Raw genomic sequence first — 26867 nt, forward strand, 5'->3', positions numbered from 1 at the left:
CATGAAGTTGCTGCCATGACACGCCGTGTCGATTGGCGATAACTTCATGATCGACGGGGTTCTTTCGCACGGGAGGTCGGGACATGGACTCGCGAGTTGCGGTTGTCAGCGGGGGCGGGACTGGGATCGGGGCGGCCGTGGCGGAAGTGCTCGCCCGCGACGGTTACGACGTACTGATCGTCGGGCGGCGGGCGGACGTGTTGACGGCCGCCGCCGAGCAGATCGCCGCGGACTGCGGGCGGCCGGGCGCGGTCACCGCCGTGACCGCGGACCTGACCGATCCGGAGCAGCTCGCCAGGGTCCTCGCGGCGGTTGGTGACCGGTCGGTCGACGTGGTGGTCAACAACGCGGGCGGCTACCTGGCCGGGGACACCGGCACGTTGGCCGGGACCGCCGCACACTGGCGGGCCAACCTGGACGCCAACGTGCTCACCGCCGTGCTGCTGACCGAGGCGCTGCGGCCGGCACTGCGGCGACCCGGCGGGCGAGTGATCCTGGTCAGCTCGATCGCCGCCCAGCGCGGCGGCGGTGGGCCGTACTCGGCGGCGAAGGCGGCCCTGCACGGTTGGGTGTACGACCTGGCAGCGCAGCTTGGTCCGGAGCAGATCACGGTCAACGTGGTGAGCCCCGGCTACGTCGCCGAGACCGAGTTCTTCGGTGACCGGATGACCGCCGAGGGGCACGCGAAGCGGGTGGCGGCGACCCTGGTCGGACGCGCCGGGCTGCCGGACGACGTCGCCGAAGCGGTCCGCTATCTGGCCAGTTCGGCCGCCGGCTACGTCACAGGCCAAATCCTGGGCGTCAACGGCGGCTCAGTCCTGGGCCGCTGATCCCCGGCAATCCCTGTTGATCAAGAGGTTTGCGTCAGAATCCCCCCGAATGGTGACGCAAACCTCTTGATCAACAGGAGGATGACGGACGGCGCTGGTAGAAATGCCGGGTGGAGACAGCAGAGCGGGCAGCGGTACGGGAGCGGGCCGAGGCGGTGCTGCGCCGGCTGGCCGGTGACCACGCCCGGCTGCGTGAGGATCAGTGGCGCGCCATCGAGGCGCTGGTCGTCGACCGGCGGCGGGTGCTCTGCGTCCAGCGCACCGGTTGGGGCAAGTCGGCTGTCTACTTCGTGGCCACCGCCCTGCTCCGGGACCGCGAGCAGGGCCACCAGGCCGGGCCGACAGTCATCGTCTCGCCGCTGCTGGCGTTGATGCGCAACCAGGTCGAGGCCGCCGCTCGGGCCGGCATCCGGGCCCGCACGATCAACTCGGCGAACCTCGACGAGTGGGACGAGATAACCGCCGAGATCCAGACCGGCGCGGTGGACGTGCTGCTGATCAGCCCGGAACGGCTCAACAACCCGGACTTCCGCGACGGCGTCCTGCCGAAGTTGGCCGCGACCACCGGCCTGCTGGTGGTCGACGAGGCGCACTGCGTCTCCGACTGGGGGCACGACTTCCGGCCCGACTACCGGCGGCTGCGGACGTTCCTCGCCGAGCTGCCCGAGCGCACCCCGGTGCTGGCGACCACCGCCACCGCCAACGCCCGGGTCACCCAGGACGTCGCCGAGCAGTTGGGCGACGCCCTCATCCTGCGCGGCACCCTGGACCGCGAGTCGCTGCGCCTCGGGGTGCTCGACCTGCCCAGCCCGGCGCACCGGCTGGCCTGGCTCGCCGATCACCTGGACCAGCTGCCCGGCTCGGGCATCGTCTACACGCTGACCGTGGCGGCAGCGGGGGAGACTGCCGAGTTCCTGCGCTCCCGGGGCTACCCGGTCGCCTCGTACAGCGGGCAGTCCGACGACGCCGACCGGCGCGCCGCCGAACAGGACCTGCTCGACAACAAGATCAAGGCGTTGGTCGCCACGAGCGCCCTCGGCATGGGCTTCGACAAGCCCGACCTGGGCTTCGTCGTCCACCTCGGCGCGCCGCCCTCACCGATCGCGTACTACCAGCAGGTCGGCCGCGCCGGCCGCGCCGTCGAGCACGCCGAGGTCCTGCTCCTGCCCGGCGTCGAGGACGCCGCGATCTGGCGTTACTTCGCCTCGCTGGCGTTTCCACCGGAGCAGCAGGTCCGCGCCGTGCTGGCCGCCTTGCACACCGACCGCCCGCTCTCCACCCAGGCGCTCGAACCCCTCGTCGACCTGCGCCGGGCCCGGTTGGAGCTGATGCTCAAGGTGCTCGACGTGGACGGCGCGGTCCGCCGGGTGCGCGGTGGTTGGCTCGCCACCGGCGAGCCGTGGGTCTACGACGAGGCCCGGTTGCGCCGCGTCGCCGAGGCGCGCACCGTCGAGCAACAGGCCATGCGGGAGTACGCGACCACGTCCGACTGCCGGATGCGGTATCTACGGGAACGCCTGGACGACACCGAGGCGGCTGACTGCGGCCGATGTGACAGGTGCGCCGACCCACTCTTCGCCGCGGACGTGTCGACGGCCGCGCTCGCCGCCGCACAGACCTTTCTGGGCCGACCCGGCGTGGAGATCGCGCCGAAGAAGCTCTGGCCGACCGGGCTCGACGCGGTGGGCGTACCCCTCAAGGGCCGGATCGCACCCGCGGAGCAGGCGCTGCCGGGCCGGGCCGTCGGACGCCTCTCCGACCTGGGCTGGGGTGGGCGGCTGCGTGCCCTCGTCGGCCCGGAAGCGCCGGACGCGCCGGTGCCCGACGACGTCGCCGGCGCGGTCGTGGAGGTGCTGAAGGCATGGGCGCACGGCGACAACCCGTGGCCCCGCCGGCCGGTGGCGGTGGTAGCGGTAGGTTCCCGGCGGCGGCCCCGGCTGCTCGGCTCGCTCGCCGAGCGGATCGCCACAGTGGGTCGGCTGCCGCTGCTCGGCGAGGTCACCGCTGCCGGCCCCGACGGCCCGGGCGGGCCGCGCGGCAACAGCGCCCAACGGGTACGCGCGCTGCACGACGCCTTCACAGTGCCGACCGACCTGGCCGACGCCCTGGCTGGGCTGGACGGCCCGGTGCTGCTCGTCGACGACCTGATCGACTCGGGCTGGACGATGACGCTGGTGACCCGGGCCCTGCGCCGGGCCGGCGCGCCCGACGTGCTCCCGCTCGCCCTCGCCGTGGCCGGCTGACCCGCTGCCCCCACGTCGGTGGGAAAGTTCCCGGGCGGCGTCGAGTGCGACAGTCGCCACGCTGTGCGGGCGTCGGCCTGGCGCGGCCGGACGCGGCGGTACCGTGGGCGGCATGACCGACCAGCAGCCCGTCACCCGTGCGCGCACCGATGCGGGCAGGACCGCTGGCGGCGAGGCCGACCGGGCGCGGGGCGTCGATCGTGGCTGACCAGGGTCCCGCCGTGCCGGACCGGAGCACTCTCCGGCTGGCGCTGGTGGTCGGCGGGCTGGTGCTGGCGGTGCTGCTCGGCTTCGGCCTCGGGCGGCTGAACGCCAACGGTGCCGCCACCGGCAGCCCGTCGTTGGCCGCCGAGCACACCGACCCACCGGGCGTCGCGCCGCACAACCATGGCAGCGCCACGGCCACCGACCAGGGCGCGGCCACCGAGCCGGGCGGTCTGGCGGTCAGCTCGGCCGGGTACACACTGACCCCCCTGGCCAGCGAGTTCGCGGCGGGTCGCCCCGGTCAGCTCCGCTTTCAGGTGCGTGACGCGCAGCGCCGGCCGGTGACCCGGTTCGCCATCGTGCACGACAAGCCGATGCACCTCATCGTCGTCCGGCGGGACCTGACCGGCTACCAGCACCTGCACCCGACCATGGCGGCGGACGGCACCTGGTCGGTGCCGTTGACCCTCGCGCAGCCCGGCCTCTGGCGCGCGTACGCCGACTTCACGGTGGTCGCCGACAACGGCGCGCAGACCGCGGTGACCCTCGGCACTGACCTGGTGGCGCCCGGCGACTACCGGCCTCGTCCACTGCCGGGGCCGGCCACCTCGACGACGGTGGACGGCTTCACCGTCGGCTACCAGGGCACTCCGCAGTCGGGGGCGACAGTGCCGCTGACCTTCCGGGTCGACGGTGCTGGCGGTGCAGCCCCGCTGGAGCGGTACCTCGGGGCGTACGGGCACCTGGTGGCGTTGCGCGAGGGCGACCTCGGCTATCTGCACGTGCACCCGGAGACCGAGTTGGTGGACGGTCAGATCAAGTTCTGGTTGACCACCCCTGGCCCGGGCCGCTACCGCCTCTACCTCGACTTCCAGGTGAACGCCGAAGTCCGAACCGCCGAGTTCACCCTCACCGTCCCCTAGGCCCGGCCCCTCCGCTGCCTTCCGTTGATCATGAGGTTGTTGCCTACCGCCACGCGTGTCGTGACGCTAACTCCATGGTCAACGCGCTCCGGGGCGGGGTTAGCTGGCTCGGCGGATGGGGCGGCGGGCCAGGTAGCGGAGCAGGTCGCGGATGTGGTGCTTCTCCTCCGCGGGGACCGTGGGGTCGGCCAGCCGGTCCAGGATGGCCCGGACGTCGGCCTCGACCGGGCCGTCGTCGTGGCGTCGGCGGGGCGTGGGGCCGGCGTCGGGCAGCCCGAGCGCGCGGAACGCGGCGGCAACCGGCAGATCCAGCGCGGAGCAGAAGCCGCGCACCTTGGCCAACTCGGGATAATCCTGCCAGTCACCGGCCAGCCAACGGAACACTGTGGAACGACCCACGCCCGTGTGCGAGGCAAGATCAGTCACGGTCCAGCCACGTTCGTCGCGAGCGTCATCGATGGCGCGCCGGACGAAGCGGGCGAAGGCCATCTGCGGTGATACGTCGGCTGATCCCATCCCTGTGTGTCTTCCCCCCCTGCCGGAGCACCGGGACGATGCGCCTTCCGAGGGTAGTACGCCGGGAGCCGGAAACAATTGACTGACCGCACAAACTGTCCCGTGGACGAGACTTTTCTCTGGAAGCGTGTGTGCAGAACGAAAATTGCATCGAGCGATCTTCATCGTTCTTCCATTAAGCTCGGTGCCCGTCCCGACATCGCGTCTGTCGCCTGCCGCCGCCGACCGGACCACCGCCGAGGAGCACCATGGCCGAATCGAGCCGCCCCCAGCCGTACCAGCCCGGTGCGGTGAGCCTCTTCTTCGTCGCCAAGGCCGGCGTCTTCGCCGCCGCGTTCTGGATCTGGTTGCTGGTCCTGGTGCTCCGCACCGACTCCGCAACCGGCCTCCAGGTGCTGGCCGCCACCGGCACCATCACCACCACGCTCGTCGCGGTGGTGCTCGGTGCCCGGATGGCGTTGCAACACAACGCCGCCATCCGGCACGCCGAGGTGAAGAAGCTGCTGGTCGACATCTCCTGGAACGCCTTCGCGGCAGCCGGCAACGCCGAGACCGAGGGCAAGGTCGTGCCATTCCCGACCGCCCCGGGCGACGGCGAGTGGGCCGCCCAGCGGCCCGCCGCCGACCGGGTGTCGGTCCTCGACCGTGGTGCCAGCGAGCGCAACGGTGGCCGGGACCGCCGACGCTAGCCGCCCAGGAGCTAGGGCGTCTCTCCGGCGGCCAGCAGGGTCTCCAACCGGGGAGTGACCTGCCACTGGTCCACCAGCTCGCGGTACTCCGCGCGCTGCGGCTCGGTCGCCTCGGCACCGGTACGACGGGCGCGGATCAGCAGGTTACGCGGGGTGTGCTGCGAGTCCACGAACTCCACCACCTCGGTCCGGTACCCGTGCACCCGCAGCAGCCCGGCGCGCAGCGCGTCGGTGAGCACGTCGGCGAAGCGCTCGCGCAGGATGCCCTGCCGGGTCAGCAGCTCGTACGGGGCCGGGGCGGGGTGGGCGCGGAGCTGCTTCGCCAGATCGTGGTGGCAGCACGGCGCGGCCAGCACCCACTTGGCCTCCCAGCGCACCGCGCGGGCCAGCGCCTCGTCGGTGGCGGTGTCGCAGGCGTGCAGCGCCAGCACCAGGTCGGGGGCGGGGTCGACGACGGCGTCGGCGATCGTTCCGGCCACGAAGCTGACCTGCTCGGCCCAGCCCAGCCGCTGCGCCAGCTCGGTGTTGCGCCGCCGCTGGTCCTCCCGGACGTCCACGCCAACCAACTGGACGTCGAGCCCCCGGCTCGTCAGATAGCGGTACGCGGCGAACGTCAGGTAGGCGTTGCCGCAGCCCAGATCGACCACCCGTAGTGGACCGGTCAGGTCGTCGGGCAGGGTCGCGGCCAGGGCCCGCAGGAACGCGTCCACCTGGCGGCGCTTGGCCGCCGAGCCGCCGATCTCCGCGAAGATCGGGTCGCCGGGGTCGAGCAGGTATTCCTTCGTCCGGTCGTTCCCGGTGGGCGTCGCCGCCGGACGGGACGTCGCGGCCCGGTGCACCTGTGCCTCGCCGGACTTGGTCACCCGCAGTTGGAGGGTCGCGTCGGCCGTCTCGACGTGCCAGTTGCCGAACGGCTCGGCGAGCAGTTCGTCGATCGCCGCAGCGGCCTCGGGACCGGAGGCGAGGTTGCGGGTGTACGGGCGAGCGCCGTCGGACGTGGTGATCTGCATCCGGGGCCCGGCCTTGAGCCGCACCGGCCGCAGTTCGGCCCGCTCGACGGTGGGGCGGCGGCCGCGTCGACGTCCGGCGGCGACCGCCCGGGTCAGCGCGGGGTCGAGCAGCAGCGCCCGAACCTCGGTCAGGGCGGCGTCCAGTGGTTGCGGCATCGTTCCATTTTCGGCAGGTGGGGTGGGAGAAGGGAACATCCCCCGCACCGCGCGAGGCGGTGCGGGGGATGTCAGGTGTGGCTGGTGGTCAGTCTGCGGTCGCTTCGGCCGGCGTACCCGCACCGGAACCGCCACCACGGCGGCGGCGTCGGCGGCGCGGCTTGGACGCCTCGCCGTCGGCGGATGCGGTGGCTGGCTCGGCGGGGCCGGCGTCGGCGGAGATCACCGCAGTCGCCTCGCCCGCGACCACCTCGCCGGCGCGGCGGCGACGCCGGCGGCGGGGGGTACGGGCGCCTTCGTCGTCGGCGGCGTCGGCGGCGTCGGCCGCAGGTGCCTCGGCGACGGCCGGCGTGCCGGCGTCGGAGCGGTCACGGCGGCCATCGCCCCGGCCACGGCGCTCACCGCGACCCTCACCACGGCTCTCGCCGCGACCCTCACCACGGCTCTCGCCGCGTCGGGGGCCCCGACCACCGCTGTCGCCCCGACGGGAGCGGGTCGTCCCACCCAGATCCTCTTCGATCTCGGCGGACAGCCCGGCCCGGGTGCGCTCGGCCGTGGGCAGCGTGCCACTGATCTCGGTGGGGATGTGCAGGTCGGTGTAGAGGTGCGGCGACGTGTGGTACGTCTCCGGCGGCTCCGGCATCTCCAGACCGAGGGTCTTGTCGATGATCCGCCAGCGCGGCATGTCGTCCCAGTCGACGAAGGTCACCGCGACGCCCGTCGCGCCGGCCCGGCCTGTACGACCGATCCGGTGGGTGTAGGTGTCCTGGTCTTCCGGGCAGTCGTAGTTGATGACGTGGGTGACGCCGGTGACGTCCAGCCCACGGGCCGCCACGTCGGTGGCGACCAGGATGTCGATCTTGCCGGCCCGGAAGGCCCGCAGCGCCCGCTCACGGGCACCCTGGCCGAGGTCACCATGTACCGCGGCGACCGCGAACCCGCGGAAGTCGAGATCCTCGGCGACCCGGTCGGCGGCCCGCTTGGTACGCGTGAAGATCATGGTCAGCCCACGCCCCTCCGCCTGGAGGATGCGCGCCACCACCTCGACCTTGTTCATCGAGTGGGTGCGGTAGACCAGTTGCTGGGTCTGCGGCGACGGGCCGGTCTCGGCGGTGTGCCCGGCGTGGATCGTCATCGGCTGGCGCAGGAAGCGCCGCGACAGGGTGACGATCGGGTCGGGCATGGTGGCCGAGAAGAGCATCGTCTGCCGGTCTTCCGGAAGCATCGCCAGGATCTTCTCGACGTCGTCGAGGAAGCCCAGGTCGAGCATCCGGTCGGCCTCGTCGAGGACGAGTGCGTGCACCCGGTCCAGACGGAGGTGCTTCTGCTTCTGCAGGTCCATCAGACGGCCGGGCGTGCCGACGAGGATCTCGACGCCCTTGCGCAGCGCGTCGATCTGCGGCTCGTACGCCACGCCACCGTAGATCGGCAGCACTCGGACGCCGCGCGTCCGGCCGGCGGCGGCCAGATCCTTGGCGACCTGGATGCCCAGCTCACGGGTGGGGACGACGACCAGCGCCTGGGGGACGCCGTCGCTGCCCTCGCCCGGGGCGAAGACCCGGTCGAGCAGCGGTACGCCGAAGCCGAGGGTCTTGCCGGTGCCGGTGGGCGCCTGACCGATCAGGTCGACGCCGCGCAGCGCGATCGGGATCGCGTACTCCTGGATGGCGAATGCGCGGGTGATGCCGGCCGAGGCCAGGGCCTCGACGGTCTCGGCGCGGGCGCCGAGTTCGGCGAACGTGGGGGCCTCCGGTCGAACCGGGGCGGTGGGGGCCAGTTCCTGGCCGTCCAGCAAATCTTGAGTCAGGTCGCTCATGTGGATGTGGGGGTGCCCTCTCGTGGGTGCGCCCGTCATGTCCTCAGGGCGCGTTCGGTATGACGCGGGCCACACGGTCGGCGGCAGATTGCCGAGCCGGACCGGGCCGCACGCGCGCCGCGGGCTGAGCTTCGATGAGATCGGCGCCCACGGCAACTGCTCCATGTTACCTGAACAGGCATGCCCCCGTCCCGATTCCCATCCGGCCACTCGCCACGCGGGGCAAGTAAATGTGACCCACGCCACATCTGTTACGTGTCTGCCGAGTTGTGCTGGGGTGCGAAGTGCGCGGGACGCGCGCGAGGGTCGGCGCGCGGTAGCCTGCCGCTCGTGTCCGCTTTCGCCGTCGCCGACCTGCTGGGTCTCGTCGCCTTCGGCGAGCTGCTCGCCTTCGAGCGGATGGCGGGCGATGCCCGGCTCGCTCCTGATCTGCGCCGCCGGGCCGCGCTGAACGAGATGGCCGCGGCCGAGATCACCAACTACCGGCGTCTCGCCGACCGGCTTACCGCGCTGGGCGTACCGCCCGAGAATGCGATGGCGCCCTATGTCGAGCCGTTGCAGGCGTACCACGACTCGACCGAGCCGCGGGACTGGGCGGAAGTGGTCACCAAGGCGTACGTGGGCGACGCGATCACCGACGACTTCGTTCGCGAGATCGCCGATGCGCTGGAGGAGCCGGACCGGGCGCTGGTGCTGGACGTCCTGCACGACTCCCGGTACGCGGACTTCGCCGCGGCGGAGATCCGGGTGGCCGTCGCCGACGACCCCCGGGTGGCTGGTCGACTCTCGATGTGGGCCCGCCGGCTGGTCGGCGAGGCGTTGTCCCAGGCCGGCCGCGTCGCCGCCGATCGGGCCGCCCTCACCGCGCTGATCGCGCGCGACGGCCGGGTCGACGTGCCGGGGCTGTTCGGCAGGCTCACCACCGCGCACACCGCGCGGATGGCCGCCGCCGGGCTGAACAACTGACCGCCCGGCCGGTTCGGCCGGTGCCGGCCTGCGGCAGGTGGGCCGAGTGCCGACCTGCCGCGATGGCCGGACCGGTCAGCGGACGGTGAACCCGACCGCCCGGGACGACGCCTCAGCGATCTCGACGTAGGCGACCTTCTCGATCGGAACGATGACCCGCCGGCCCTTCTCGTCGGTCAGGGAGAGCGTGCCGCCGTTGCCGGCGAAGGCGTCGGTCACGATCTGCTCGATCTCGGCCGGCGACTGCGCGCTGTCCACTACCAGCTCGCGCGGCGCGTACTGCACGCCGATCTTGACCTCCACTGTGCCTCCTCAACTGGGGCGAAAGAACCGCCCTGCGAAGGCTATCCGATCACGGGGTCGGCGGTCAGGCTGACTCACCTTGCAGCGGGAAGCTCGCGATGCCCCGCCACGACAGCGCTGCCACCAACGCCTCGGCCTCGGCCTTCGGCACCTGCCGGCCGCCGGCCAGCCAGAACTGCGCGGCAGTCTCCGCCGCGCCGACCAGCCCGGAGGCGAGCAGTTCGGCGTGTGCCCGGCTCACCCCGGTGTCGGAGATGATGGTGTCGGTGATCGCCGCGATGCAGCCCTGCTCGACCCGCTCCACCCGCTGCCGCACCGCCGGGTCGTTGCGCAGATCCGACTCGAAGACGAGCCGGAACGCCTCGCTCTCGTGGTCGACGAAGTCGAAGTACGCCCGCACCGAAGCGCTGACCCGCTCCTTGTTGTCGCTGGTGCCGCGCATCGCATCCTGCACCTGAGCGACGATGGCGTCACAGTGCGTGTCGAGCAGAGCCAGGTAGAGATCCATCTTTCCGGGAAAGTGTTGGTAGAGCACCGGCTTCGAGACCCCGGCCCGCTCGGCGATGTCGTCCATCGCGGCGGCGTGGTAGCCCTGAGCGACGAACACCTCCTGCGCCGCAGCGAGAAGCTGCTTACGACGCGCGGAGCGGGGCAGGCGGGTGGGCCGGCCGGCGGTCTGTGCACCGTTCCCCGCAGCGGTCATGGGATCCTCCGAGTTCTCCGTACGAGCCGGCATTTTCCCCCCAGACCGGGCGAGGCCCGTGACCTCGGTCGTGGAAATGGCCCGCCGCTGTAACTTATCGCCACTCTCGGCACACGGTAGCCTCAGCGGGGGCGACCAAGGAGCGCGCGGTGAGTGAAACAGGGCAACCCGGAGCCGCCACCCCGGGAGAGCACGGTGACGGCGCGGGTCAGCACGACGACCCGAGCCGTTCCGTCAGTGGGTGGGCGCCTCCGGCGGGTGGGTGGCCCCGAGCCGCCGACCGCGAGGACGCCCGGGACGAGGCGCCGCGCTGGCAGCCCGACCCCGCGTCGGGCTGGCGGACGTCCTCGACCCGGCACGGCGACCTGCCATCGCCGCTGGTCGGGCGGTCGGGCGACCCGGAGTCGCCGGCCCGCACCAACGGCCACCACGTCAACGGCGCGCACCACCCGGACGACGTCAACGGCGTCCACCATCCCGGCCTCGAACCACCCGCGGCACGCCCCACGCCGGTGAGCGCACCGCCCGGGCTGCCCGCAGAAGGTCGCCCCGGGGCGGCCAGCGACCGGCTGGTGGTGCCCGCCCAGCGTCCCGCACCGCCGGCGGAGCAGGGTGCCGTGGAGCCCGACCCGGGCCCAGCCCCGCACTCCACCGTCGATCCGGCTGCCGCGCGCCGTGCCCGCTGGGCCGAGCCCGGGTTGCCCACCTCGGCCCCGCCGGCCGTCCAGGTGCCGCCCGTCGGCACCGCGGCGTCGGGTTTCGAGGTGCCGCCCGGCTTCCACGCGCCGACCGGCGAGCGGCTGGCCGCCGACGAGAATCCGACAGCGCCCCGCGACTGGCGGGACCCGGTCGCACCCGAGCACGCGGCGACCTCGGGACGCACCCCGGGCCCGTCCGGGCCCGCAGACGAAGGCGAGCCCGGTCGCGCTGCCGAGGGTTCTCGGCCGGCAGAGACACACCGCGCCGCGGACACGCATCGCACCGGGGACACGCACCGTCCCGGCGAGACGCACCGGGCCGGCGAGTCGTCGGCCATCGAGCCCGACTGGTCGGGGCCGAGCTGGAACCGTCCGAGCTGGGGTGGCGGGTGGGCCCCGCCGTGGTCCCGCCAGGACGACGAGCCGGCTGGCCCGGCAGCACGGGACGAGCCGGCGTCGGGCTGGGTCGCCGAGCCCCACCAGCCGTACGAGCCGGTGCGCGCCGAGGTGCCCCGCCCGTACGAGCCGGTGCGCGCCGATCCGCCCCGGGCATACGAACCCGGCCGGGGCGAATCCGAGTCCACGCCGGAGCGCCCGGCCGAACCGACCAGCGCACCACCGGCCGACCGTCCGTCCTGGGCTGGCGGTGCGTCGCCGACCAGTGCTCCGCCCGCCGACCGTCCGTCCTGGGCTGGCGGTGCGTCGCCGACCAGTGCTCCGCCCGCCGACCGTCCGTCCTGGGCCGGTGGTGCGTCGCCGACCAGTGGTCCGCCCGCCGATCGTCCGTCCTGGGCTGCGTCCGGGGCGACCGGCGGACCCCGGGCCGACCGTCCGTCCTGGGCCGGCGGGGGCGACCCCGACCCCAGCAGCGCGTCGCCCGCGCGGCCGTCCTGGGCCGGGGGGTCCGATCCGACGCCGACCAGCGTGCCGCCGGCGCGGCCGTCCTGGGCCGGCGGGTCCGAGGCGGCGACCAGTGTGCCGCCGGTACGACCGTCCTGGGCCGGCGGGTCCGAACCGCCCGCGTCCAGCGGGGCGTCGACGCGGCCGTCCTGGGCCGGCGGTACCGATCCGGCACCGGCCAGTTCCCCGCCGATGCGACCCTCCTGGGCCTCCAGCCCGGCATCGGCCGACCCGCCCGCACCGGCCGAGGCGATACCTCCCGCACCGGCCGGGCCACCTCCGGCACCCGCCGGGCCACCTCCCACGCTGACCGACGCGCCACCGGCACCGGCAGGCCCGTCGCTGGTCGCGGAGCGCTCGTCCTGGACCGGCGGTTCGCCGACGGCGAGCAGTTCCCGGGCCGAGCAGCCGGACTGGTCCGAGGGTCGGCTCCCGGCCACCCCTGTCGAGCGCCCGTCGTGGCCGGCCAGCCGGTCGGCCAGCATCGGTGGGGGCGACGGAGGCGAGACGCCCGGCCGGTCCCGGCCGGACGTCCGGCCGACCGCGCCGTTCCGGCTCCGGCCGGCGACACCCGAGCCCGGTCCGTCACCTGTCGAGTCGCCCCAACCGGCCGCGCCGGTCAACGGCTCGCCTTCGACTGACGCCACAGCGTCCTCCACCGCAGCGGTCCCGCCCGCCGCCACGAAGGGTTCCGGCCGACGCGATCAGCCCGCTGCGGCGTCCGCCTCCGCCTACGCGGCGCGCCGATCAGCTCCCGACCCGACGTCGCCGGCCGACGATGGCCTGCAGTCGTCCCCTAGCGCGGTGGTGCTGCCGCAGCGCGTCCCCGCGGAACCGGACGTGCCCGTCGTGCCGGAGCCGCCAGCCGTGGAGCCACCCGCCGAGACCCCGGAACTCGCCCGCATCGCCACTCACCTGCGTCGGGACGACGAGCCAGCCCCATTGCGGGAGCGCCCCGAGGGTTTCGATGTCAACGCCATCCTGGACGCCGTCCGGGAGGTGGCGGGCGTCCGCGACGCCGCCCTGCGCCGTACGCCGGCGGGGGCGCACAGTCTGCGACTGGACCTGGCCGACGGCGCCGACCCGGCCGAGGTGAGCCGGCAGGTGGCCCGGCTGCTCCAGGAGCGGATGGGGTTGGCCGCGGCCCCACAGAACGTGCCCGGCCTGCCCAGCACGCCACCTCCGCCGGTTCGCCGTCGCGCGGCCGAGCCCGCCGAGCGGCGTACCCCGGAGACTCGAAACGCGGCTTTGCGCGATCCCGGCGAGGTTCGGGCGGCCGAACCGCCGACGGTCGTCCGTCCGCCCGGTGGTCGGGCCGACGCCCCGCCGGCCGCCCCGGAGCAGCGGACCAGCACGGACCCGACGCGCCGCCGCCGGTTGAACACCCCGCACCGGGGGCGCGCCACGGTGGAGGAACCCGGTTCGGTCTCGGCCGCGCCGGCCGGCGCCGCGACCGGTAGCCCGGCGACGCTGGGCACGTCGTACTCCGGTGGTCAGGTGACCACGACGGAGTCGGCGCCGTCCCGGCCGCTGGAGACCGGCGGTACGCCGGGGCCCCGGGTGGTGATCGACCACGTGCAGGTCAGCACCTTCGGCCTGGACGCGAACGTGGAGGTCCGGCTGCTGGCCGGGGGCGACAGCGCCTCCGGGTACGCCACCGGGCCGGCGGTGGACGGCTACGTGTTGCGGCTCTGCGCGGTGGCGGCGGCCGCCGCCGTGGACGAGTTGCTGCGCGGCGCCGAGAACGCCGAGCGGGGGCGCTGTTTCGTCGAACACGCGGCGGTCGTGCCGTTCGGCAACTGCGAGGTGGCCACAGTGGTGGCGCTGTTGGTCTGTGAGGGCTGGGTCGAGCAACTCGCCGGGTCGGCCCTGGTCGCGGGTGATCCGCGTCAGGCGGTGGTCCGGGCGACGCTGGCGGCGGTCAACCGTCGGCTGGAGGCGCTGCTGTCCTGAGTGGTTCGAGGCAGACTGGAGCAATGAGACGCGCCACCCTCTGGCCGGACCACCTGCTCCCCGACGACAGCATTCCGCCGCCCTGGCCGGGCCGGGAAGTCCGCCTCGACGGACGGGTCACGTACGTGCGGGACACCCCGGCCACCGCCGCTGGCGCGGAGCCGGCGCTGTACGTGCACGGGTTGGGCGGGTCGTCGCAGAACTGGACCGACCTGGCCGGGCTGCTCGCCGACCGGCTGGACGGTCAGGCCATCGACCTGCCCGGCTTCGGCCGTAGCGAGCCGGGCCCGAGCTACACGATTCCGGCCTTCGCGGATCTGGTCGTCCGCTGGATCGAGCATTCCGGTCGAGGGCCGGTGCACCTGTTCGGCAACTCGCTGGGTGGTGCGGTCGCGGTCCAGGTCGCCGGGCTCCGGCCGGATCTGGTCCGCACCCTCACACTGATCTCCCCGGCGCTGCCGTTCCTGGATTTCCGGCGTTCGTTGCAGGGGCGGATGCTGCCGGTGCTCGCCATTCCCCGAGGTGAGCGGCTGGTCGCCCGGCACCTCACCCAGCTCGCGCCCGAGGTGATGGCCCAGCAGGTGCTGGAGGCGTGCGTCGCCGACCTCAGCCGGATCTGCGATCAGCGTCGGGCCGAGGCGCTGGAGGAGATCCGGGTGCGGTACGAGGCCGAGCACTACGCCGCCGCGTACGTCCGGACGTTCCGTGGGCTGGTCTCCAGCTTCCTGCGGGCGTACCTGCCGGGGCCGGGGTCGCTGTGGCGCCTCGCCGAGGCGGTACGCGCGCCGACCCTGGTGGTGGGCGGTCTGCAGGACCGTCTGGTCGACGTGCGGGTCGGGCCGCAGACCGCCCGGGTCATTCCGGACAGCCGATTGATGATGCTCGAGGGCGTCGGCCATGTGGCGCAGTTGGAGGTTCCCAGGCTGGTTGCCCGCGCTGTTGTCGGCCTGCTCGCCGAAACGGAGGACGCCGCAAAGCGGTCTGATCTGGCAGGCTGACCTGGATGCCCAGCTCAGCCCGCCATCCTGCTCGCCGTCGGCGACGTTTCGCGCTGCTCGCCCAACTGGTGGCGGTGGTGGTGGCCGTCGGCGCGGCGGTGACCGTGATCGTCGAGGGGCCGGGTGGGCATCCCGGCGCCGACCGGTTGGCCGCCGAAGAGATCGGCGCGCCGCCGCCGCTGGTGGCCGGGCCGCTGCCGCCCGACCCCTCGCCCTCGGACGCGGTCCCGTCCAGCCCGCCCCCGGTGTTGCGGGTGCCCGGCGCGGTCCCGAGCGCCGGCACGGGCGGGTTCGGCTACGACGCCCGCTCCGGCCCGGTGCTGGGTCGAGCGGGCGAGCTGCGGCGTTACCGGGTCGCTGTGGAGTCGGGCAGTGACGAGGAAGCCGCCGAGTTCGCCCAGGCGGTGGAGACGGCGCTGGCCGGGCCGGGCAGTTGGATCGACAGCGGCAGGTTGCGGCTACAGCAGGTGCCGGGGGCTGCGCCTCGGGACTTCACCGTCTACCTGGCCACCGCCCGCACCGCGGGTCGGATGTGCGCGAGGGGTGGGGTGGACATCCGGATCGGCGGTCGCCCGTACACGTCCTGTCGGGCGCCAGGCCAGGTGATCATCAACCTGGATCGGTGGCGGTTGTCAGTGCCGCACTTCGTCTCGGCCGGCGTGCCGTTGACGGTCTACCGGACGTACGTGATCAACCACGAGGTGGGTCACCAGTTCGGGCACCGGCACGAGCGGTGCCCGGGTGCGGGCCGGCCGGCGCCGGTGATGATGCAGCAGACGCTCTTCCTGAACGGCTGCCGGGTCAATCCGTGGCCGTACCTGAACGGGCGTCGACACACCGGGCCCGCCCTGTGAGGTGATCGGCCCGACACGCCGACTATTGAACCCTCCATCAGGCGTCATGCGGCAATAGCTATAAAAACGGAGAAATGCCCGATTAATCTGGCAGGCTTGCTGCCATGACGCCGTCGTCCCCTTACGGCCCGCCCCGGCCGCCCGACCCACGGTCGGCCTTACGGGGCGTGCGTCCCGCGTTCATTCGGATGCACCGGCGTCGTCGCCGCAGCATGCTGCTCGGCCTGCTCGTGCTCGCTGCCGCCATCGGCGTGACGGTCAACCGGGGCGGCGAGCCGCCAACCGAGCCCCCGGCCACCACCCAGGGCGGAATGGGCCATGGCGGTGGGGTGGCCGCGCACCCGGCGCCCACCGGCTATCCGTCGGTCGGAGCGGGACGCTTCACGTCAGCCGACGGCGAGACGCCAGTGCACGGAACGGACGGGCCGCTGCACCGGTACCGGGTCGTCGTCGAACGCGGCGCCGGCCAGGACGCCGACGCGTTCGCCGCCACGGTGGACGAGGTGCTGGCCGACCCGCGCAGCTGGATCGCGTCCGATGAGCTGCGGGTGCAACGGGTGGCCGGGGCCGCCGACTTCACCATCTACCTGGCCACCCCGATCACATCCGAGCGGATGTGCGCCGAGGGCGGGTTGACCACCGAGCGCTACACCTCCTGTCGGCTGCCCGGTCAGGTCATCATCAACCTGGCCCGCTGGATGGAGGCGGTCCCCGACTACGGCGCTTCGCTGGACACCTACCGGACCTACGTCATCAACCACGAGGTGGGCCACGAGTTCGGCGAGGAGCACGAGGCGTGCCCCGGCCCGGGGGAGCCCGCCCCGGTGATGCAGCAGCAGACGTACGGCCTGTACGGCTGCGTCGCCAACGCCTGGCCGTACCTCGACGGCCGTCGCTACGCGGGGGACATCGTCCCCTGATCGACCCTGTCGTCGGTTATTCCCGCTCCCGCATACCGGACCACGTGTCGTCCCTCATGGCCGAGGGGGGCTCCCGCGAGCAACAATGGCGCGGTTCACACCGCCGATCCCGGGGAGTCCACCGTGTCGTTGCCCCCGCTCGTCGAGCCCGCCGCCGAGCTGACCGTAGACGAGATCCGCCGCTACTCACGTCACTTGATCATTCCGGACGTCGGGGTGACCGGCCAGAAGCGGCTGAAGAACGCCCGGGTGCTCTGTGTCGGCGCCGGTGGCCTCGGGTCGCCCGCCCTGATGTACCTCGCCGCGGCCGGGGTCGGCACGCTCGGCATCATCGACTTCGACACCGTCGACGAGTCCAACCTCCAGCGCCAGATCATCCACGGCGTCTCCGACATCGGCCGGTCCAAGGCCGAGTCCGCCGCCGCGTCGATCCGCGAGATCAACCCCCTGGTCAATGTGGAGATCCACAACACTGCGCTGGACCGCGAGAACGTCCGCGAGATCTTCGCCCAGTACGACCTGATCGTCGACGGCACCGACAACTTCGCCACCCGCTACATGGTCAACGACGCGGCGGTGCTGCTCGGCAAGCCGTACGTCTGGGGCTCGATCTACCGCTTCGACGGCCAGGCGTCGGTGTTCTGGGCCGAGCACGGCCCCTGCTACCGCTGCCTTTACCCGGAGCCGCCGCCGCCCGGCATGGTCCCCTCCTGCGCCGAGGGTGGCGTGCTCGGGGTGCTCTGCGCGTCGATCGGTTCGATCCAGGTGAACGAGGCGATCAAGCTGCTCACCGGCATCGGTGAGCCGCTGGTCGGCCGCCTGATGGTCTACGACGCCCTGGAGATGGAATACCGCAAGATCAAGGTCCGCAAGGACCCGAACTGCGCCCTCTGCGGCGACAACCCGACGGTCACCGACCTGCTGGAAGACTACGAGGACTTCTGCGGCGCGGTCTCCGAGGAAGCCCAGGAGGCGACGCTCGACTCGACGATCACCGCCCTGGAGCTCAAGGAGTGGCAGGACGCCGGCAAGGACATCTTCCTCGTCGACGTACGGGAGCCGGCCGAGTACGAGATCGTCCAGATCCCCGGCGCCACCCTGATCCCCAAGGGCGACATCATCTCCGGTGAGGCCCTCGCGAAGCTGCCGCAGGACCGGCAGATCGTGCTGCACTGCAAGTCTGGCGTCCGCTCCGCGGAGGCACTCGCCGCGCTCAAGGCGGCCGGATTCAAGGACGCCGTGCACGTGCAGGGCGGCGTGCTCTCCTGGATCAAGCAGATCGACCCGTCGCTCCCCGCGTACTGACGATTGCGCCGGGGTGGCCCACACGGCCGCCCCGGCAAATCGACGCAGATGACGCCGAGCGGCCGTGCGGCCGGAGCGACGCAGCCATTCCGGGCTGGCCGATTCTCCGAGGCGGCATCGCGTCTGCGCAGGTAGCGTCTCCGCCGTGGTCGACTTGGAAGCCGCGATCGGGTTCGTCGTGGCGCATGGGGATGCGGTGGAACGCGCCCGCCTCTCCTGGCTCCGCAACGGGACCGCCGTGCCCGCCGAGTTGCTGGAGACGGCCGAGGTCGGCCAGTCATCAGACGGCGGTTGGCCGGCCACCTGGGGCGGCGAGGTCGCCTCGATCGACGCCACCTGCTTCCGGCTCGCCGAGCTCGACGACCTGGGCGCGCTCGGCCGTCCCGCCGCCCGCCGCGCACTGGACTGGCTGGCGTCCCGGCAGCAGGCCGACGGCGGCTGGGAAGAGGACGCGTCGCTGGCCGACTCGGCACCGGAGTGGGCCCGGCCCGGCGACCCGGAGGCCGGGTTCCTCGTGTCGGCCAACGCCGGCTTCTGGCTCACCGTCGCCGGCCTGGACGCCCGGGCCTCGGGCCCGCTCGACCATCGGGTCGGTGGGGCGTACGCCGGGGTGGTGCAGGCGGCGGCCCACTCGCTCGCCGCGCGGCTGCGCCCGGACGGTAGCTGGCCGTCGTACCTCGCCGCAGGCTGGCTGAGCGCGGCAGTGCTGCACCGGCAGGAGATGTTCCAGGAGTCCGCCCGGATCCAGGTGGTGCTCGCCGAGCGGATGCCGAAGATGTCCTCCGGTGACGTGGCGTGGCTGGCGGCCACGTTGCGCCGCGCCGGCGTCGACCCACAGGACTGGATCATGGTGCGGGCGCTGCGCCGGCTGACCGAGACCCAGCGCAGCGACGGCGGCTGGGAGAGCGACGACGGCCACCAGTTCGACGTACACGCCACCCTGTCCGCAATCCGCGCAGCCCGCCCCAAGCCCAGTTGACCGCGCGCCCCCGCGCGCCCCACCCTCCGCGGCGATCTTGCAGCTTCTGTCGCCGATGTGCGATGAATGCACCTTATGTCGCCGCAGAGGGCGCGGGGCGGGGCGGGGCGCGGGTTCTAGCGCAGGTGGCCGTCGCCGGTGACTACGTACTTGGTGCTTGTCAGCTCGGGGAGGCCCATCGGGCCGCGGGCGTGCAGCTTCTGGGTGGAGATGCCGATCTCCGCGCCGAAGCCGAACTCGCCCCCGTCGGTGAACCGGGTCGACGCGTTCACCATCACCGCCGCCGCGTCCACCCTCGCGACGAAATCGCGGGCCGCGCTCGCCGAGTCGGTGACGATCGCCTCGGTGTGCCCGGTGCCGAAGCGGCGGATGTGCGCGACCGCCGCGTCCAGCGAGTCGACCACCGCCACCGAGATGTCAGCGGACAGATACTCGGTGGCGTAGTCCTCCTCGGTCGCCGGCACCACGGCGGCGGAGTGGGCAGCCACCTCGGGTGAGCCGTGCACTGTCACCCCGGCCTCGGCGAACGCGGCCAGCACCGGCGGCAGGAACGCGTCGGCGATGCCCGCGTGCACCAGCAGCGACTCGGCGGTGTTGCAGGTGGACAGGCGTTGCGTCTTGGCGTTCAGCGTCACCGCGACGGCCTTCGCCAGGTCGGCGGCAGCGTCGACGTAGACGTGGCAGTTGCCCACCCCGGTCTCGATCACCGGCACTGTCGACTCCTCGACCACTGTGCGGATCAGCGACGCGCCACCGCGCGGGATCAGCACGTCGACGAGCCCTCGGGCGCGCATCAGCTCCTTGACCGAGTCACGGGAGCTGGCGTCGAGCAACTGCACAGCGTCGGCGGGCAGACCGGCCCCGGCGACCGCGTCGCGCAGCACCGCGACCAGCGCGGCGTTCGAGTGCGCGGCCGACGACGACCCGCGCAGCAGCGCCGCGTTGCCGGACTTGAGGCAGATCCCTGCGGCGTCAACTGTCACGTTGGGCCGCGCCTCGTAGATGATGCCGACCACACCGAACGGCACCCGGATCTGGCGCAGCTCCAGGCCGTTGGGCAGGGTGGACCCGCGGACCACCTCACCGACCGGGTCGGGCAACGCGGCCATCTCACGCAGCGCGTCTGCGATGCCGGCCACCCGACCCGCGTCGAGCGCGAGCCGGTCCAGCACGGCCGCGCTCAGCCCGGCCTCGCGGCCGGCCGCCAGGTCCGTCTCGTTCGCGGTCAGGATCTCCGGGGTACGCGCCACCAGCGCGTCGGCCATCGCCACCAGCGCGGCGTCCTTGACCGTACGCGTGGCCACTGCCAACTCCGCAGCGGCGTCCCGCGCCCGTCGCGCCTGCTCGGTCACGCTCATGCCGGCACTCCGCTGTGCTCCGTGCCGCCCTGAGGCACCAGAGCCCTGAGCCGATGATTCGCTCGCTGACGCTCACTCATTGTTGACTCCTTAGAGCAGCACCAGGTCGTCGCGGTGGACGACCTCTCGTTCGTACGCCGGGCCGAGTGCCGCGGCGAGTTCGGACGTGGAACGGCCGAGCAGCCCGGGCAGCTCCACCGCGTCGTAGTTGACCAGCCCTCGGGCGACCGATGCGCCGGCGGTGTCCACCAGGTCCACGGGGTCGCCGGCAGTGAACGTGCCGTCCACGGCGGTGATGCCGGCCGGGAGCAGCGACTTGCGTCGCCCGACGACGGCGGCGACCGCGCCCGGGTCGAGGTGCAACCGTCCCCGGGGCGAGGTGGCGTGGGCCAGCCAGAACAGCCGGGCCGTCGGGCGTTGCCGCTGCGGGTGGAAGAGCGTGCCGACCGGTTCGCCGGCCAGCGCCGGCGTGGCCAGGTCGGCGGCGGTGAGCACCACCGGGATGCCGAAGCCGGTGGCGATCCGGGCGGCCTCGACCTTGGTCACCATGCCGCCGGTGCCGACGCCGGACCGGCCGGCCCCGCCGACGGTGATGCCGGCGAGGTCCGCGTCGTCGCGCACCTCGCTGATCCGGGTCGAGCGCGGATTGGTGGGGTCGCCGGTCCAGAGCGCGTCCACGTCGGAGAGGAGCACCAGCAGGTCGGCGTGCACCAGCGCGGCCACCAGGGCGGCCAGCCGGTCGTTGTCGCCGAACCGGATCTCCTGGGTGGCCACCGTGTCGTTCTCGTTGACGATCGGCACCGCCCGCAGGTCGAGCAGCTTGCGCAGCGTCCGGTACGCGTTGCGGTAGTGCGCTCGCCGGGTCACGTCGTCGACTGTGAGCAGCACCTGCCCGACGGTGCGGCCGTGCCGGGCGAAGCTGGCCGCGTACCGGCCGATCAGTAGCCCCTGCCCGACGCTGGCGGCGGCCTGCTGGGTGGCCAGGTCGCGCGGGCGTCGGGACAGCCCGAGTGGGGCGAGCCCGGCGGCGATGGCGCCGGAGGAGACCAGCACCACCTCGCGCCCTTCGGCGGTGAGCCGACCGAGGGTGTCGACCAGCGTGTCGACGCGCTCGTCGGCCAACCCGCCGGTGGCGGTGGTCAACGAGGAGGATCCGATCTTGACGACGACCCGCCGGGCCGTCGTGACTGCGTCGCGCACCCGACCATTCTGCGTGGTCACGGCCGCACCGCCCGGCGGCGTTCCCATATGGTGGCGGATTGTGACTCCTGACGAGTACGTCGAGGCGGTGCTCGACCTGGTCGAGCGGATCCCGGAGGGCCGGGTCATGTCGTACGGCGGGGTGGCCGACGCGCTGTCCGAGCGCTCGGGACGTGCCTCGGCCCGGTTGGTCGGCAACATCATGGCCCGGCACGGGGGCTCGGTGCCATGGCACCGGGTGGTGACCGCGAGTGGTCGACTGCCGCCGGGGCACGAGCGGGAGGCGCGGGCCCGACTGCGGGCCGAGGGAGTGCCGCTGCGCGGCGAGGGGGTGGACATCGCGGCGGCGGGCTGGTCGCCGGAGGAGGGATTGTGATCACCGGCGGGCGGGACCGGTGACGGGCAGGACGTGCGACGGTGCCCCGCCCCGGCAGGGGACGAGGCACCGCGCTGTCGTTCAGAGGGGCAGCGGGGATCGCACCTCGTTGTCGGTCCGTTTCAGGTCGGGCCACCGGCGGTCCTGTGCGTCGCAGTGGACGACGAGGAACCTCCGTATGATCGCGTCGGGCCCCGGCTGGCCGGGCACCCACTGGACGAACGTGTAGCGGCGCGACTCACCGACCGGCACCCCCGGCAGCAGGCACGATGGTTGATCGGCCTGCGGCGCCGGGTTCGGGTCGCACCGGGACCAGTCTCCGCCGGCCCGCTCGCCGCCCTCAATGGAGTGGAACGCGACCTGGGCCGCGTCGACCGGCCCGGCGTTGGTGACGGTGAAGACCGTCGTGAGTTCGCGTCGGCTGTCCGCCCCCGGAACGTCGACGAGCTCGTAGGTCATGGTCATCCGTAGATCGGTGAGCCGGGTGTCCTTGCCGAACGCCGTGGGGCCGTCCGTCTGGCTGAACCGCTGCCCGTCCCACCGGTACGTCCGCACCTGCTCGCGCCGCAGGTACTCGGGGACGCCGCAGCACGGCACGATGTCGGCCACCTGCACCTCGACCGACCCGGCCGGGGTGGTCTCCACCCCGAGAACGTCCTCGAACCCGTCACCGGTCCGGACCACTCGGCCCATCGTCACGATCCGGCCGTCCCGGGCCCGGTCGAACGCCACCACCTGCTTGGCCGACGCCTCGCCGTACCGGCAGGCGACGATGGCAATGGTTTCGGCGGCCCCGTCACCGTCGACGTCACCGTGCTCGAACGCGTCGTCGGTCAGCATCGACACGTAGGTCTTCGTCGTGTCGGTCTGCAGCCGCACGTTCGAGGTGGCGCAGCCGCCCGCCGACATGCCCGACGGCCAGCTCGGCAGGTCGATCCGGGCGGCGAGCAGTTGGGCCCGACTGATTCGCCCGTCCGGGCCGGCCGGGGCATCGGTGCTCGGCGTTGGCGATCCGGTCGGCGGTGGCGTCGGCGGTGCGGAGGTCGGCGGGGCGGTGGGTTGGACGGACTCCGCCGGCACGGGCCTGTTCTGGTCGTGGCGCAGTGCGGCGTTGGCGACGACCGGGGCCACCACCAGGATGACCGCCGCAGCAGCCACGGCTGCCACCGTCATCCGTCGGCGTCGGCGCAGGAGCTGTCGGGCCTGGGCGGGGCCGGGGCCGCCGACCCGGGTGACCACGTCATTGCGGTACGCGGTGAACCGCTCGCGCAGTCGCGGGTCGAGGTCAGACATCGCACACCCCCTCGGTGTTCTCGTCGAGCAGTCCGGCCAGGGTCGTCCGGCCACGGTGCAACCAGGACTTCACGGTGCCCTCGGCCACCCCTTCCTGAGCGGCGATCTGGCTGATGGGCAGGTCGGCCAGGTAGTGCAGGATGACCGCTCGGCGATGGTTGGCGGGTAGCTGCGCCAGCGCCGCGTCGATCGCCACCCGGTCCGGGGTCGGCCCGGCCACCTCCGCCTCGGCGCGTCGCTGCCGCAGCAGGTGGTTGCGGGCGGTACGCAAGCGTCGCCAGCGGCTCCGGGCCAGGTTCCAGGCGACCTGCCGGACCCAGGCCACCGGGTCGTCGTAGCGGACCAGGCGGTCCCAGCGGGCCAGCGCTCGGTAGAACGCCTCCTGGGCCAGGTCCTGCGCGTGTCCCAGATCCCCGGTGTACGCACACAGTTGGGCGGTCACGCTGCCGAAATGCGCGTGGTAAAAGTCGTCGAAGGTGATCGTCGCCGCTACCACTCCACCGGCGGTCCGTGTCGCCGGTGGCTCATTGGCGCGGGCTCCCATCGTTGCTGCCACTGCCACTGCCCCTCCCCGTCGCCGCCAGGCTGGTCTGCCCTGGGCACCGGTAACACTCCGACACAGTGACTGCGGTTGCGGGCCGGCGCTGCCGCCAACCTGACTGTTCGGCTGTGCGCACCAGGGCCGGCAGGTTGGTCAGCCTTCGACATAACGTGAGTAACATTCGGGCCCATGAAAACGCCGCCGGGCGCCGGCTCGTCAGCCAACGGCCCGTTGCCCCGATCGGTGCATGCCGGCTACGCGCTCGGTTCACTGGCGACCGGGGCGTTCGGCACAGTGCCCGGCCTGCTGTTGCTGCCGTACCTGACCGACACGCTGGGCGTGGCCGCCGGGCTGGCCGCCCTGCTGGTGTTGCTGCCCAAGGCCTGGGACGTGCTGGTCAACCCGGTCGCCGGGCGGATCTCCGACCGCACCCGGTCGCGGTGGGGCGCCCGCCGGCCGTACCTGCTCGTCGCCGGGCTCGCGCTCGCCGTCCTGTTCGCGTCGATCTTCGCCGCGCCCTTCGGCAACGGTCCGGCCGCCGTGGCGTACGTCGCGTTCGCCTTCTTCGCCACCGCCACCGCGTTCGCTTTCTTCCAGGTGCCGTACGTGGCGATGCCGGCGGAGCTGACCGGCGACTACGCCGAGCGCACCCGGTTGATGACCTGGCGGATCGCGGTGCTGGCGCTCGCCATCCTGGCCTCCGGCGCTGTCGCGCCGCTGGTGGTGACCGCCGGTGGTGACGGTGTGGCCGGGCACCGCTGGATGGGCCTGTTCGTGGCGGTGCTGATCGCCCTCGGCGCCCTCGGCGCGTTCCTGGGCACCCGGTCCGCGCCGACCGGCACTGTGGGCGAAAGCGAGCCGACGCTGCGCGCCCAGCTCGCCGTGGCCGGTGCCAACCGCCCGTTCCGGGCGCTGCTGATCTGCTTCGTGGTGCAGTCCGCCGGTGTGGCGACGATCCTGGCCGGCGTCAACTACTTCGCGGGGCAGATCCTGCGCGACGAGGAGAGCGGGCCGACGCTGCTCTTCGTCTGCTTCGTCGGGCCGGCGCTGCTGGTGATGCCGATCTGGAGCCGGATCGGTGCCCGGCTGGGCAAGCGCACCGCGCTGGTGGTCGCCTCGCTGATCCTCGCCGTCGGTGCGTTCGCCCTGGTCGCCGCGCCGGTGCTGCCGCCGGTCGCCGTCTATCTCGTGGTCGCGCTGATCGGCGTCGGGTACGCCGGGCAGCAGGTCTTCGCGCTGGCGATGTTGCCGGACTGCATCGCGCACGAGACGGCACGCACCGGTCGACGGCAGGCGGGCGTCTTCACCGGGCTGTGGACCGCCGGGGAGACCTTCGGCCTGGCGCTCGGCCCGGGAATCTACGGACTGGTGCTTCAGCTCTCCGGCTACGTGTCCTCCGACACCGGCTCGGCGGCGGCCCAGTCCGACACGGCGAGGCTGGGCGTGCTGCTCGGCTTCACGCTGATCCCGGCCCTGCTGATCGCCCCTCCGATTTTCCTGCTCCGTCAGTACACCCTCACCGCCCACAGCGACCTGGTCGATCATGGAGTGGTGTTGGGAAACGAAAGCCGTGACCGTCACGAGAAGGGCACCGTAACTCCATGATCGACGAGAACAGGGTTGAGGCTGGGGCGCTTTCCGCTACCGGGGTTCCGGCGGAACGGGTTCTTGAAGAGGTGCGGGAGCTGCGGGCGAGTGACGCGCCCACCCACGGGGGACGGCTGTTCGCGTACGTCTACGACCCGGCCGTGCCGGGGCTGGACGAGCTGGCCGCCGCCGCCCACCGGGAGAGCGCGCACGTCAACGGGTTGGACCCGACCGCGTTCCCGTCCCTGCTGGCCATGGAGAACGCGCTTGTCGGCGCCGCCGGCCGGGTGCTGGGCGCTGGCCCCGGAACCACCGCCCCGGACGTCGTCGGCAGCGTCACCAGCGGCGGCACCGAGTCACTGATCCTCGCCGTCAAGACCGCCCGGGACGCCCACCCGGAGATCGCCGCACCCCGGATCGTGGTGCCGTCGAGCGCGCACGCGGCATTCGCCAAGGCGGCGCACTACCTGCGGGTGGCGCTGGACGTCGTGCCGGTCTCCCCGGAGACGCTGCGTCCCGACCCGGCCGCGATGGCCGCCGCGATCCGCCCGGAGACGGTGCTGGTCGCCTGCTCCGCGCCGTCGTACGCGCACGGGGTGGTGGACCCGGTCACGCCGATCGCGGCCGCCGCCGCCGAGGCCGGGGTGCGCTGCCACGTGGACGCCTGCTTCGGCGGCTGGACCCTGCCGTACCTGCGCCGGCTCGGGGCGCCGGTGCCGCCGTTCGACTTCGCTGTGCCCGGGGTCACCTCCATCTCGGTCGACCTGCACAAGTACGCGTACGCGCCGAAGGGGGTGTCGGTGCTGCTGCACCGCGACGCCACGCTGCGCGCCCCGCAGTACTTCGCGTACGCGGACTGGCCCGGCTACACGATGATCAACCCGGTGATCGCTTCCACCCGCTCGGGCGGCCCGATCGCCGCCGCGTACGCCACAGTGCGGCACCTCGGCGACGACGGTTACCTGCGGCTCGCCGCCATCACCCGGGACGCGGTAGCCGGGCTGGCCGACGCGGTCCGTGCCGTCGACGGGCTGCGGCTGATGGCCGAGCCGGAGTCGACAGTCGTCTGCTTCACCGCCACCGAGGGTGGCCCCGACCTGTTCGTCCTGGTCGACGAGCTGACCGCGCGGGGCTGGCACACCCAACCCCAGCTGTCGTACGACGGTCTGCCCGCCAGCGTGCACCTCACTGTGACCGCCGCGGTCGCGCCCCGGGTCGCCGAGTTCGGGCCGGACCTGACCGATGCGGTGGCCGCAGCTCAGGCGGCCGGTCGGGTCGCCCTTTCGCCCGAACTGACGGCGCTGGCGACGTCGCTGACCCCGGACGCGCTGACCCCGGAGCTGGTCGCGGGCCTGGCCGCCGGGCTGGGCATGGGCGGCGAGCCCGATGGTGCGCCGCTGCCGAAGCGGATGGCTGTGGTGAACACGCTGCTCGACGCCGCGCCGCCGGCGCTGCGGGAGCGGCTGCTGGTCGAGTTCGTCGGGCTGCTGCAACGTCCCACCTGGTGACCGGAACGCCGGCCGCGACGTACTCCGCCGGTGGCGAG

At 73.0% G+C, this 26867-nt stretch carries 23 protein-coding genes; 14 read left to right on the top strand and 9 right to left on the bottom strand.

The window, feature by feature from the left end:
* Positions 1 to 83 precede the first annotated feature (83 nt).
* The 3 genes from ACLJOK_RS28745 (at position 84) to ACLJOK_RS28755 (ending at position 4200) form a co-directional block, all read left to right on the top strand.
* Positions 84 to 830, top strand: coding sequence for an SDR family NAD(P)-dependent oxidoreductase (locus ACLJOK_RS28745; protein ID WP_410821731.1), 747 nt, complete (start codon positions 84 to 86; stop codon positions 828 to 830).
* A 110-nt stretch (positions 831 to 940) separates the two neighbouring features.
* Positions 941 to 3073, top strand: coding sequence for a DEAD/DEAH box helicase (locus ACLJOK_RS28750; protein ID WP_410821732.1), 2133 nt, complete (start codon positions 941 to 943; stop codon positions 3071 to 3073).
* A 200-nt stretch (positions 3074 to 3273) separates the two neighbouring features.
* Positions 3274 to 4200, top strand: coding sequence for a hypothetical protein (locus ACLJOK_RS28755; protein WP_410821733.1), 927 nt, complete (start codon positions 3274 to 3276; stop codon positions 4198 to 4200).
* 99 nt (positions 4201 to 4299) lie between these two features.
* On the opposite strand, the gene ACLJOK_RS28760 is transcribed toward ACLJOK_RS28755, so the two are convergent.
* Complete coding sequence (locus tag ACLJOK_RS28760) at positions 4300 to 4716, bottom strand: helix-turn-helix domain-containing protein (protein WP_357755486.1); 417 nt, start codon at positions 4714 to 4716, stop codon at positions 4300 to 4302.
* A 248-nt stretch (positions 4717 to 4964) separates the two neighbouring features.
* Here ACLJOK_RS28760 and ACLJOK_RS28765 point away from each other — a divergent pair, with 248 nt between their 5' ends.
* Positions 4965 to 5405, top strand: coding sequence for a hypothetical protein (locus ACLJOK_RS28765; RefSeq protein WP_410821734.1), 441 nt, complete (start codon positions 4965 to 4967; stop codon positions 5403 to 5405).
* An 11-nt stretch (positions 5406 to 5416) separates the two neighbouring features.
* On the opposite strand, the gene ACLJOK_RS28770 is transcribed toward ACLJOK_RS28765, so the two are convergent.
* Both ACLJOK_RS28770 and ACLJOK_RS28775 read right to left on the bottom strand, forming a co-directional pair.
* Positions 5417 to 6571 carry a class I SAM-dependent methyltransferase gene (locus ACLJOK_RS28770; RefSeq protein ID WP_410821735.1) on the bottom strand — a complete coding sequence of 385 codons (1155 nt, stop codon included), beginning with the start codon at positions 6569 to 6571 and terminating at the stop codon, positions 5417 to 5419.
* A gap of 88 nt (positions 6572 to 6659) precedes the next feature.
* Entirely contained in the window at positions 6660 to 8387 is a 1728-nt protein-coding gene (locus ACLJOK_RS28775) for a DEAD/DEAH box helicase (RefSeq protein WP_410821736.1), read from the bottom strand.
* Between the two features lie 330 nt (positions 8388 to 8717).
* On the opposite strand from ACLJOK_RS28775, the gene ACLJOK_RS28780 reads away from it, so the two are divergent.
* Positions 8718 to 9353 (top strand): ferritin-like fold-containing protein, encoded by a 636-nt coding sequence (locus tag ACLJOK_RS28780; protein ID WP_410821737.1) that lies wholly within the window; start codon positions 8718 to 8720, stop codon positions 9351 to 9353.
* A 75-nt stretch (positions 9354 to 9428) separates the two neighbouring features.
* On the opposite strand, the gene ACLJOK_RS28785 is transcribed toward ACLJOK_RS28780, so the two are convergent.
* A complete protein-coding gene (locus ACLJOK_RS28785; protein ID WP_124822399.1) occupies positions 9429 to 9656 on the bottom strand; it encodes a DUF3107 domain-containing protein in 228 nt (75 codons plus the stop codon).
* A gap of 64 nt (positions 9657 to 9720) precedes the next feature.
* On the bottom strand, positions 9721 to 10359 hold the full coding sequence (locus tag ACLJOK_RS28790) for a TetR/AcrR family transcriptional regulator (protein ID WP_030489514.1): 639 nt from the start codon (positions 10357 to 10359) through the stop codon (positions 9721 to 9723).
* 1790 nt (positions 10360 to 12149) lie between these two features.
* Between ACLJOK_RS28790 and ACLJOK_RS28795 the strand changes: the two genes are divergently transcribed.
* The 6 genes from ACLJOK_RS28795 (at position 12150) to ACLJOK_RS28820 (ending at position 18966) form a co-directional block, all read left to right on the top strand.
* Positions 12150 to 13910, top strand: a complete 1761-nt coding sequence (locus ACLJOK_RS28795) for a hypothetical protein (RefSeq protein ID WP_410822209.1) — start codon at positions 12150 to 12152, stop codon at positions 13908 to 13910.
* A gap of 23 nt (positions 13911 to 13933) precedes the next feature.
* Entirely contained in the window at positions 13934 to 14908 is a 975-nt protein-coding gene (locus ACLJOK_RS28800; RefSeq protein WP_410821738.1) for an alpha/beta fold hydrolase, read from the top strand.
* 5 nt (positions 14909 to 14913) lie between these two features.
* Entirely contained in the window at positions 14914 to 15762 is an 849-nt protein-coding gene (locus ACLJOK_RS28805; protein WP_410821739.1) for a DUF3152 domain-containing protein, read from the top strand.
* A gap of 104 nt (positions 15763 to 15866) precedes the next feature.
* Positions 15867 to 16682 carry a DUF3152 domain-containing protein gene (locus tag ACLJOK_RS28810; RefSeq protein ID WP_410821740.1) on the top strand — a complete coding sequence of 272 codons (816 nt, stop codon included), beginning with the start codon at positions 15867 to 15869 and terminating at the stop codon, positions 16680 to 16682.
* 123 nt (positions 16683 to 16805) lie between these two features.
* Positions 16806 to 17987 (top strand): adenylyltransferase/sulfurtransferase MoeZ, encoded by a 1182-nt coding sequence (gene moeZ / locus ACLJOK_RS28815; protein ID WP_196919866.1) that lies wholly within the window; start codon positions 16806 to 16808, stop codon positions 17985 to 17987.
* 94 nt (positions 17988 to 18081) lie between these two features.
* On the top strand, positions 18082 to 18966 hold the full coding sequence (locus tag ACLJOK_RS28820) for a prenyltransferase/squalene oxidase repeat-containing protein (RefSeq protein WP_410822210.1): 885 nt from the start codon (positions 18082 to 18084) through the stop codon (positions 18964 to 18966).
* Positions 18967 to 19082: 116 nt separating this feature from the next.
* Here ACLJOK_RS28820 and ACLJOK_RS28825 read toward each other — a convergent pair whose 3' ends face one another.
* Positions 19083 to 20324 carry a glutamate-5-semialdehyde dehydrogenase gene (locus ACLJOK_RS28825; RefSeq protein ID WP_410821741.1) on the bottom strand — a complete coding sequence of 414 codons (1242 nt, stop codon included), beginning with the start codon at positions 20322 to 20324 and terminating at the stop codon, positions 19083 to 19085.
* Between the two features lie 90 nt (positions 20325 to 20414).
* Positions 20415 to 21572 (bottom strand): glutamate 5-kinase, encoded by a 1158-nt coding sequence (gene proB / locus ACLJOK_RS28830; RefSeq protein WP_410821742.1) that lies wholly within the window; start codon positions 21570 to 21572, stop codon positions 20415 to 20417.
* A gap of 13 nt (positions 21573 to 21585) precedes the next feature.
* Between proB and ACLJOK_RS28835 the strand changes: the two genes are divergently transcribed.
* Positions 21586 to 21900, top strand: coding sequence for an MGMT family protein (locus ACLJOK_RS28835; RefSeq protein ID WP_354946494.1), 315 nt, complete (start codon positions 21586 to 21588; stop codon positions 21898 to 21900).
* A gap of 81 nt (positions 21901 to 21981) precedes the next feature.
* On the opposite strand, the gene ACLJOK_RS28840 is transcribed toward ACLJOK_RS28835, so the two are convergent.
* Complete coding sequence (locus tag ACLJOK_RS28840) at positions 21982 to 23193, bottom strand: hypothetical protein (RefSeq protein WP_410821743.1); 1212 nt, start codon at positions 23191 to 23193, stop codon at positions 21982 to 21984.
* Positions 23186 to 23749 carry a SigE family RNA polymerase sigma factor gene (locus tag ACLJOK_RS28845; RefSeq protein WP_410822211.1) on the bottom strand — a complete coding sequence of 188 codons (564 nt, stop codon included), beginning with the start codon at positions 23747 to 23749 and terminating at the stop codon, positions 23186 to 23188. Before ACLJOK_RS28845 ends, ACLJOK_RS28840 begins: the two co-directional genes overlap by 8 nt.
* A gap of 174 nt (positions 23750 to 23923) precedes the next feature.
* On the opposite strand from ACLJOK_RS28845, the gene ACLJOK_RS28850 reads away from it, so the two are divergent.
* Together ACLJOK_RS28850 and ACLJOK_RS28855 are read left to right on the top strand one after the other, a co-directional pair.
* Entirely contained in the window at positions 23924 to 25339 is a 1416-nt protein-coding gene (locus ACLJOK_RS28850; RefSeq protein ID WP_410821744.1) for an MFS transporter, read from the top strand.
* Positions 25336 to 26829, top strand: coding sequence for a pyridoxal phosphate-dependent decarboxylase family protein (locus ACLJOK_RS28855; protein WP_410821745.1), 1494 nt, complete (start codon positions 25336 to 25338; stop codon positions 26827 to 26829). The genes ACLJOK_RS28850 and ACLJOK_RS28855 overlap by 4 nt, the downstream gene beginning before the upstream one ends.
* The last annotated feature ends 38 nt before the right edge of the window (positions 26830 to 26867 follow it).

Origin of the sequence: Micromonospora sp. 050-3 (assembly GCF_046549335.1) — a bacterium.
Classification (GTDB): Bacteria; Actinomycetota; Actinomycetes; order Mycobacteriales; family Micromonosporaceae; genus Micromonospora; species Micromonospora trifolii.

Coding starts and splice junctions, on each gene's coding strand:
- ACLJOK_RS28790 (WP_030489514.1), bottom strand. CDS start 10,359: ATGACCGCTGCGGGGAACGGTGCACAGACCGCCGGCCGGCCCACCCGC.
- ACLJOK_RS28850 (WP_410821744.1), top strand. CDS start 23,924: ATGAAAACGCCGCCGGGCGCCGGCTCGTCAGCCAACGGCCCGTTGCCC.
- ACLJOK_RS28795 (WP_410822209.1), top strand. CDS start 12,150: ATGCGACCCTCCTGGGCCTCCAGCCCGGCATCGGCCGACCCGCCCGCA.
- ACLJOK_RS28800 (WP_410821738.1), top strand. CDS start 13,934: ATGAGACGCGCCACCCTCTGGCCGGACCACCTGCTCCCCGACGACAGC.
- proB (WP_410821742.1), bottom strand. CDS start 21,572: ATGGGAACGCCGCCGGGCGGTGCGGCCGTGACCACGCAGAATGGTCGG.
- ACLJOK_RS28810 (WP_410821740.1), top strand. CDS start 15,867: ATGACGCCGTCGTCCCCTTACGGCCCGCCCCGGCCGCCCGACCCACGG.
- ACLJOK_RS28760 (WP_357755486.1), bottom strand. CDS start 4,716: ATGGGATCAGCCGACGTATCACCGCAGATGGCCTTCGCCCGCTTCGTC.
- ACLJOK_RS28855 (WP_410821745.1), top strand. CDS start 25,336: ATGATCGACGAGAACAGGGTTGAGGCTGGGGCGCTTTCCGCTACCGGG.
- ACLJOK_RS28770 (WP_410821735.1), bottom strand. CDS start 6,571: ATGCCGCAACCACTGGACGCCGCCCTGACCGAGGTTCGGGCGCTGCTG.
- ACLJOK_RS28825 (WP_410821741.1), bottom strand. CDS start 20,324: ATGAGCGTGACCGAGCAGGCGCGACGGGCGCGGGACGCCGCTGCGGAG.
- ACLJOK_RS28745 (WP_410821731.1), top strand. CDS start 84: ATGGACTCGCGAGTTGCGGTTGTCAGCGGGGGCGGGACTGGGATCGGG.
- ACLJOK_RS28805 (WP_410821739.1), top strand. CDS start 14,914: ATGCCCAGCTCAGCCCGCCATCCTGCTCGCCGTCGGCGACGTTTCGCG.
- ACLJOK_RS28775 (WP_410821736.1), bottom strand. CDS start 8,387: ATGAGCGACCTGACTCAAGATTTGCTGGACGGCCAGGAACTGGCCCCC.
- ACLJOK_RS28765 (WP_410821734.1), top strand. CDS start 4,965: ATGGCCGAATCGAGCCGCCCCCAGCCGTACCAGCCCGGTGCGGTGAGC.
- ACLJOK_RS28840 (WP_410821743.1), bottom strand. CDS start 23,193: ATGTCTGACCTCGACCCGCGACTGCGCGAGCGGTTCACCGCGTACCGC.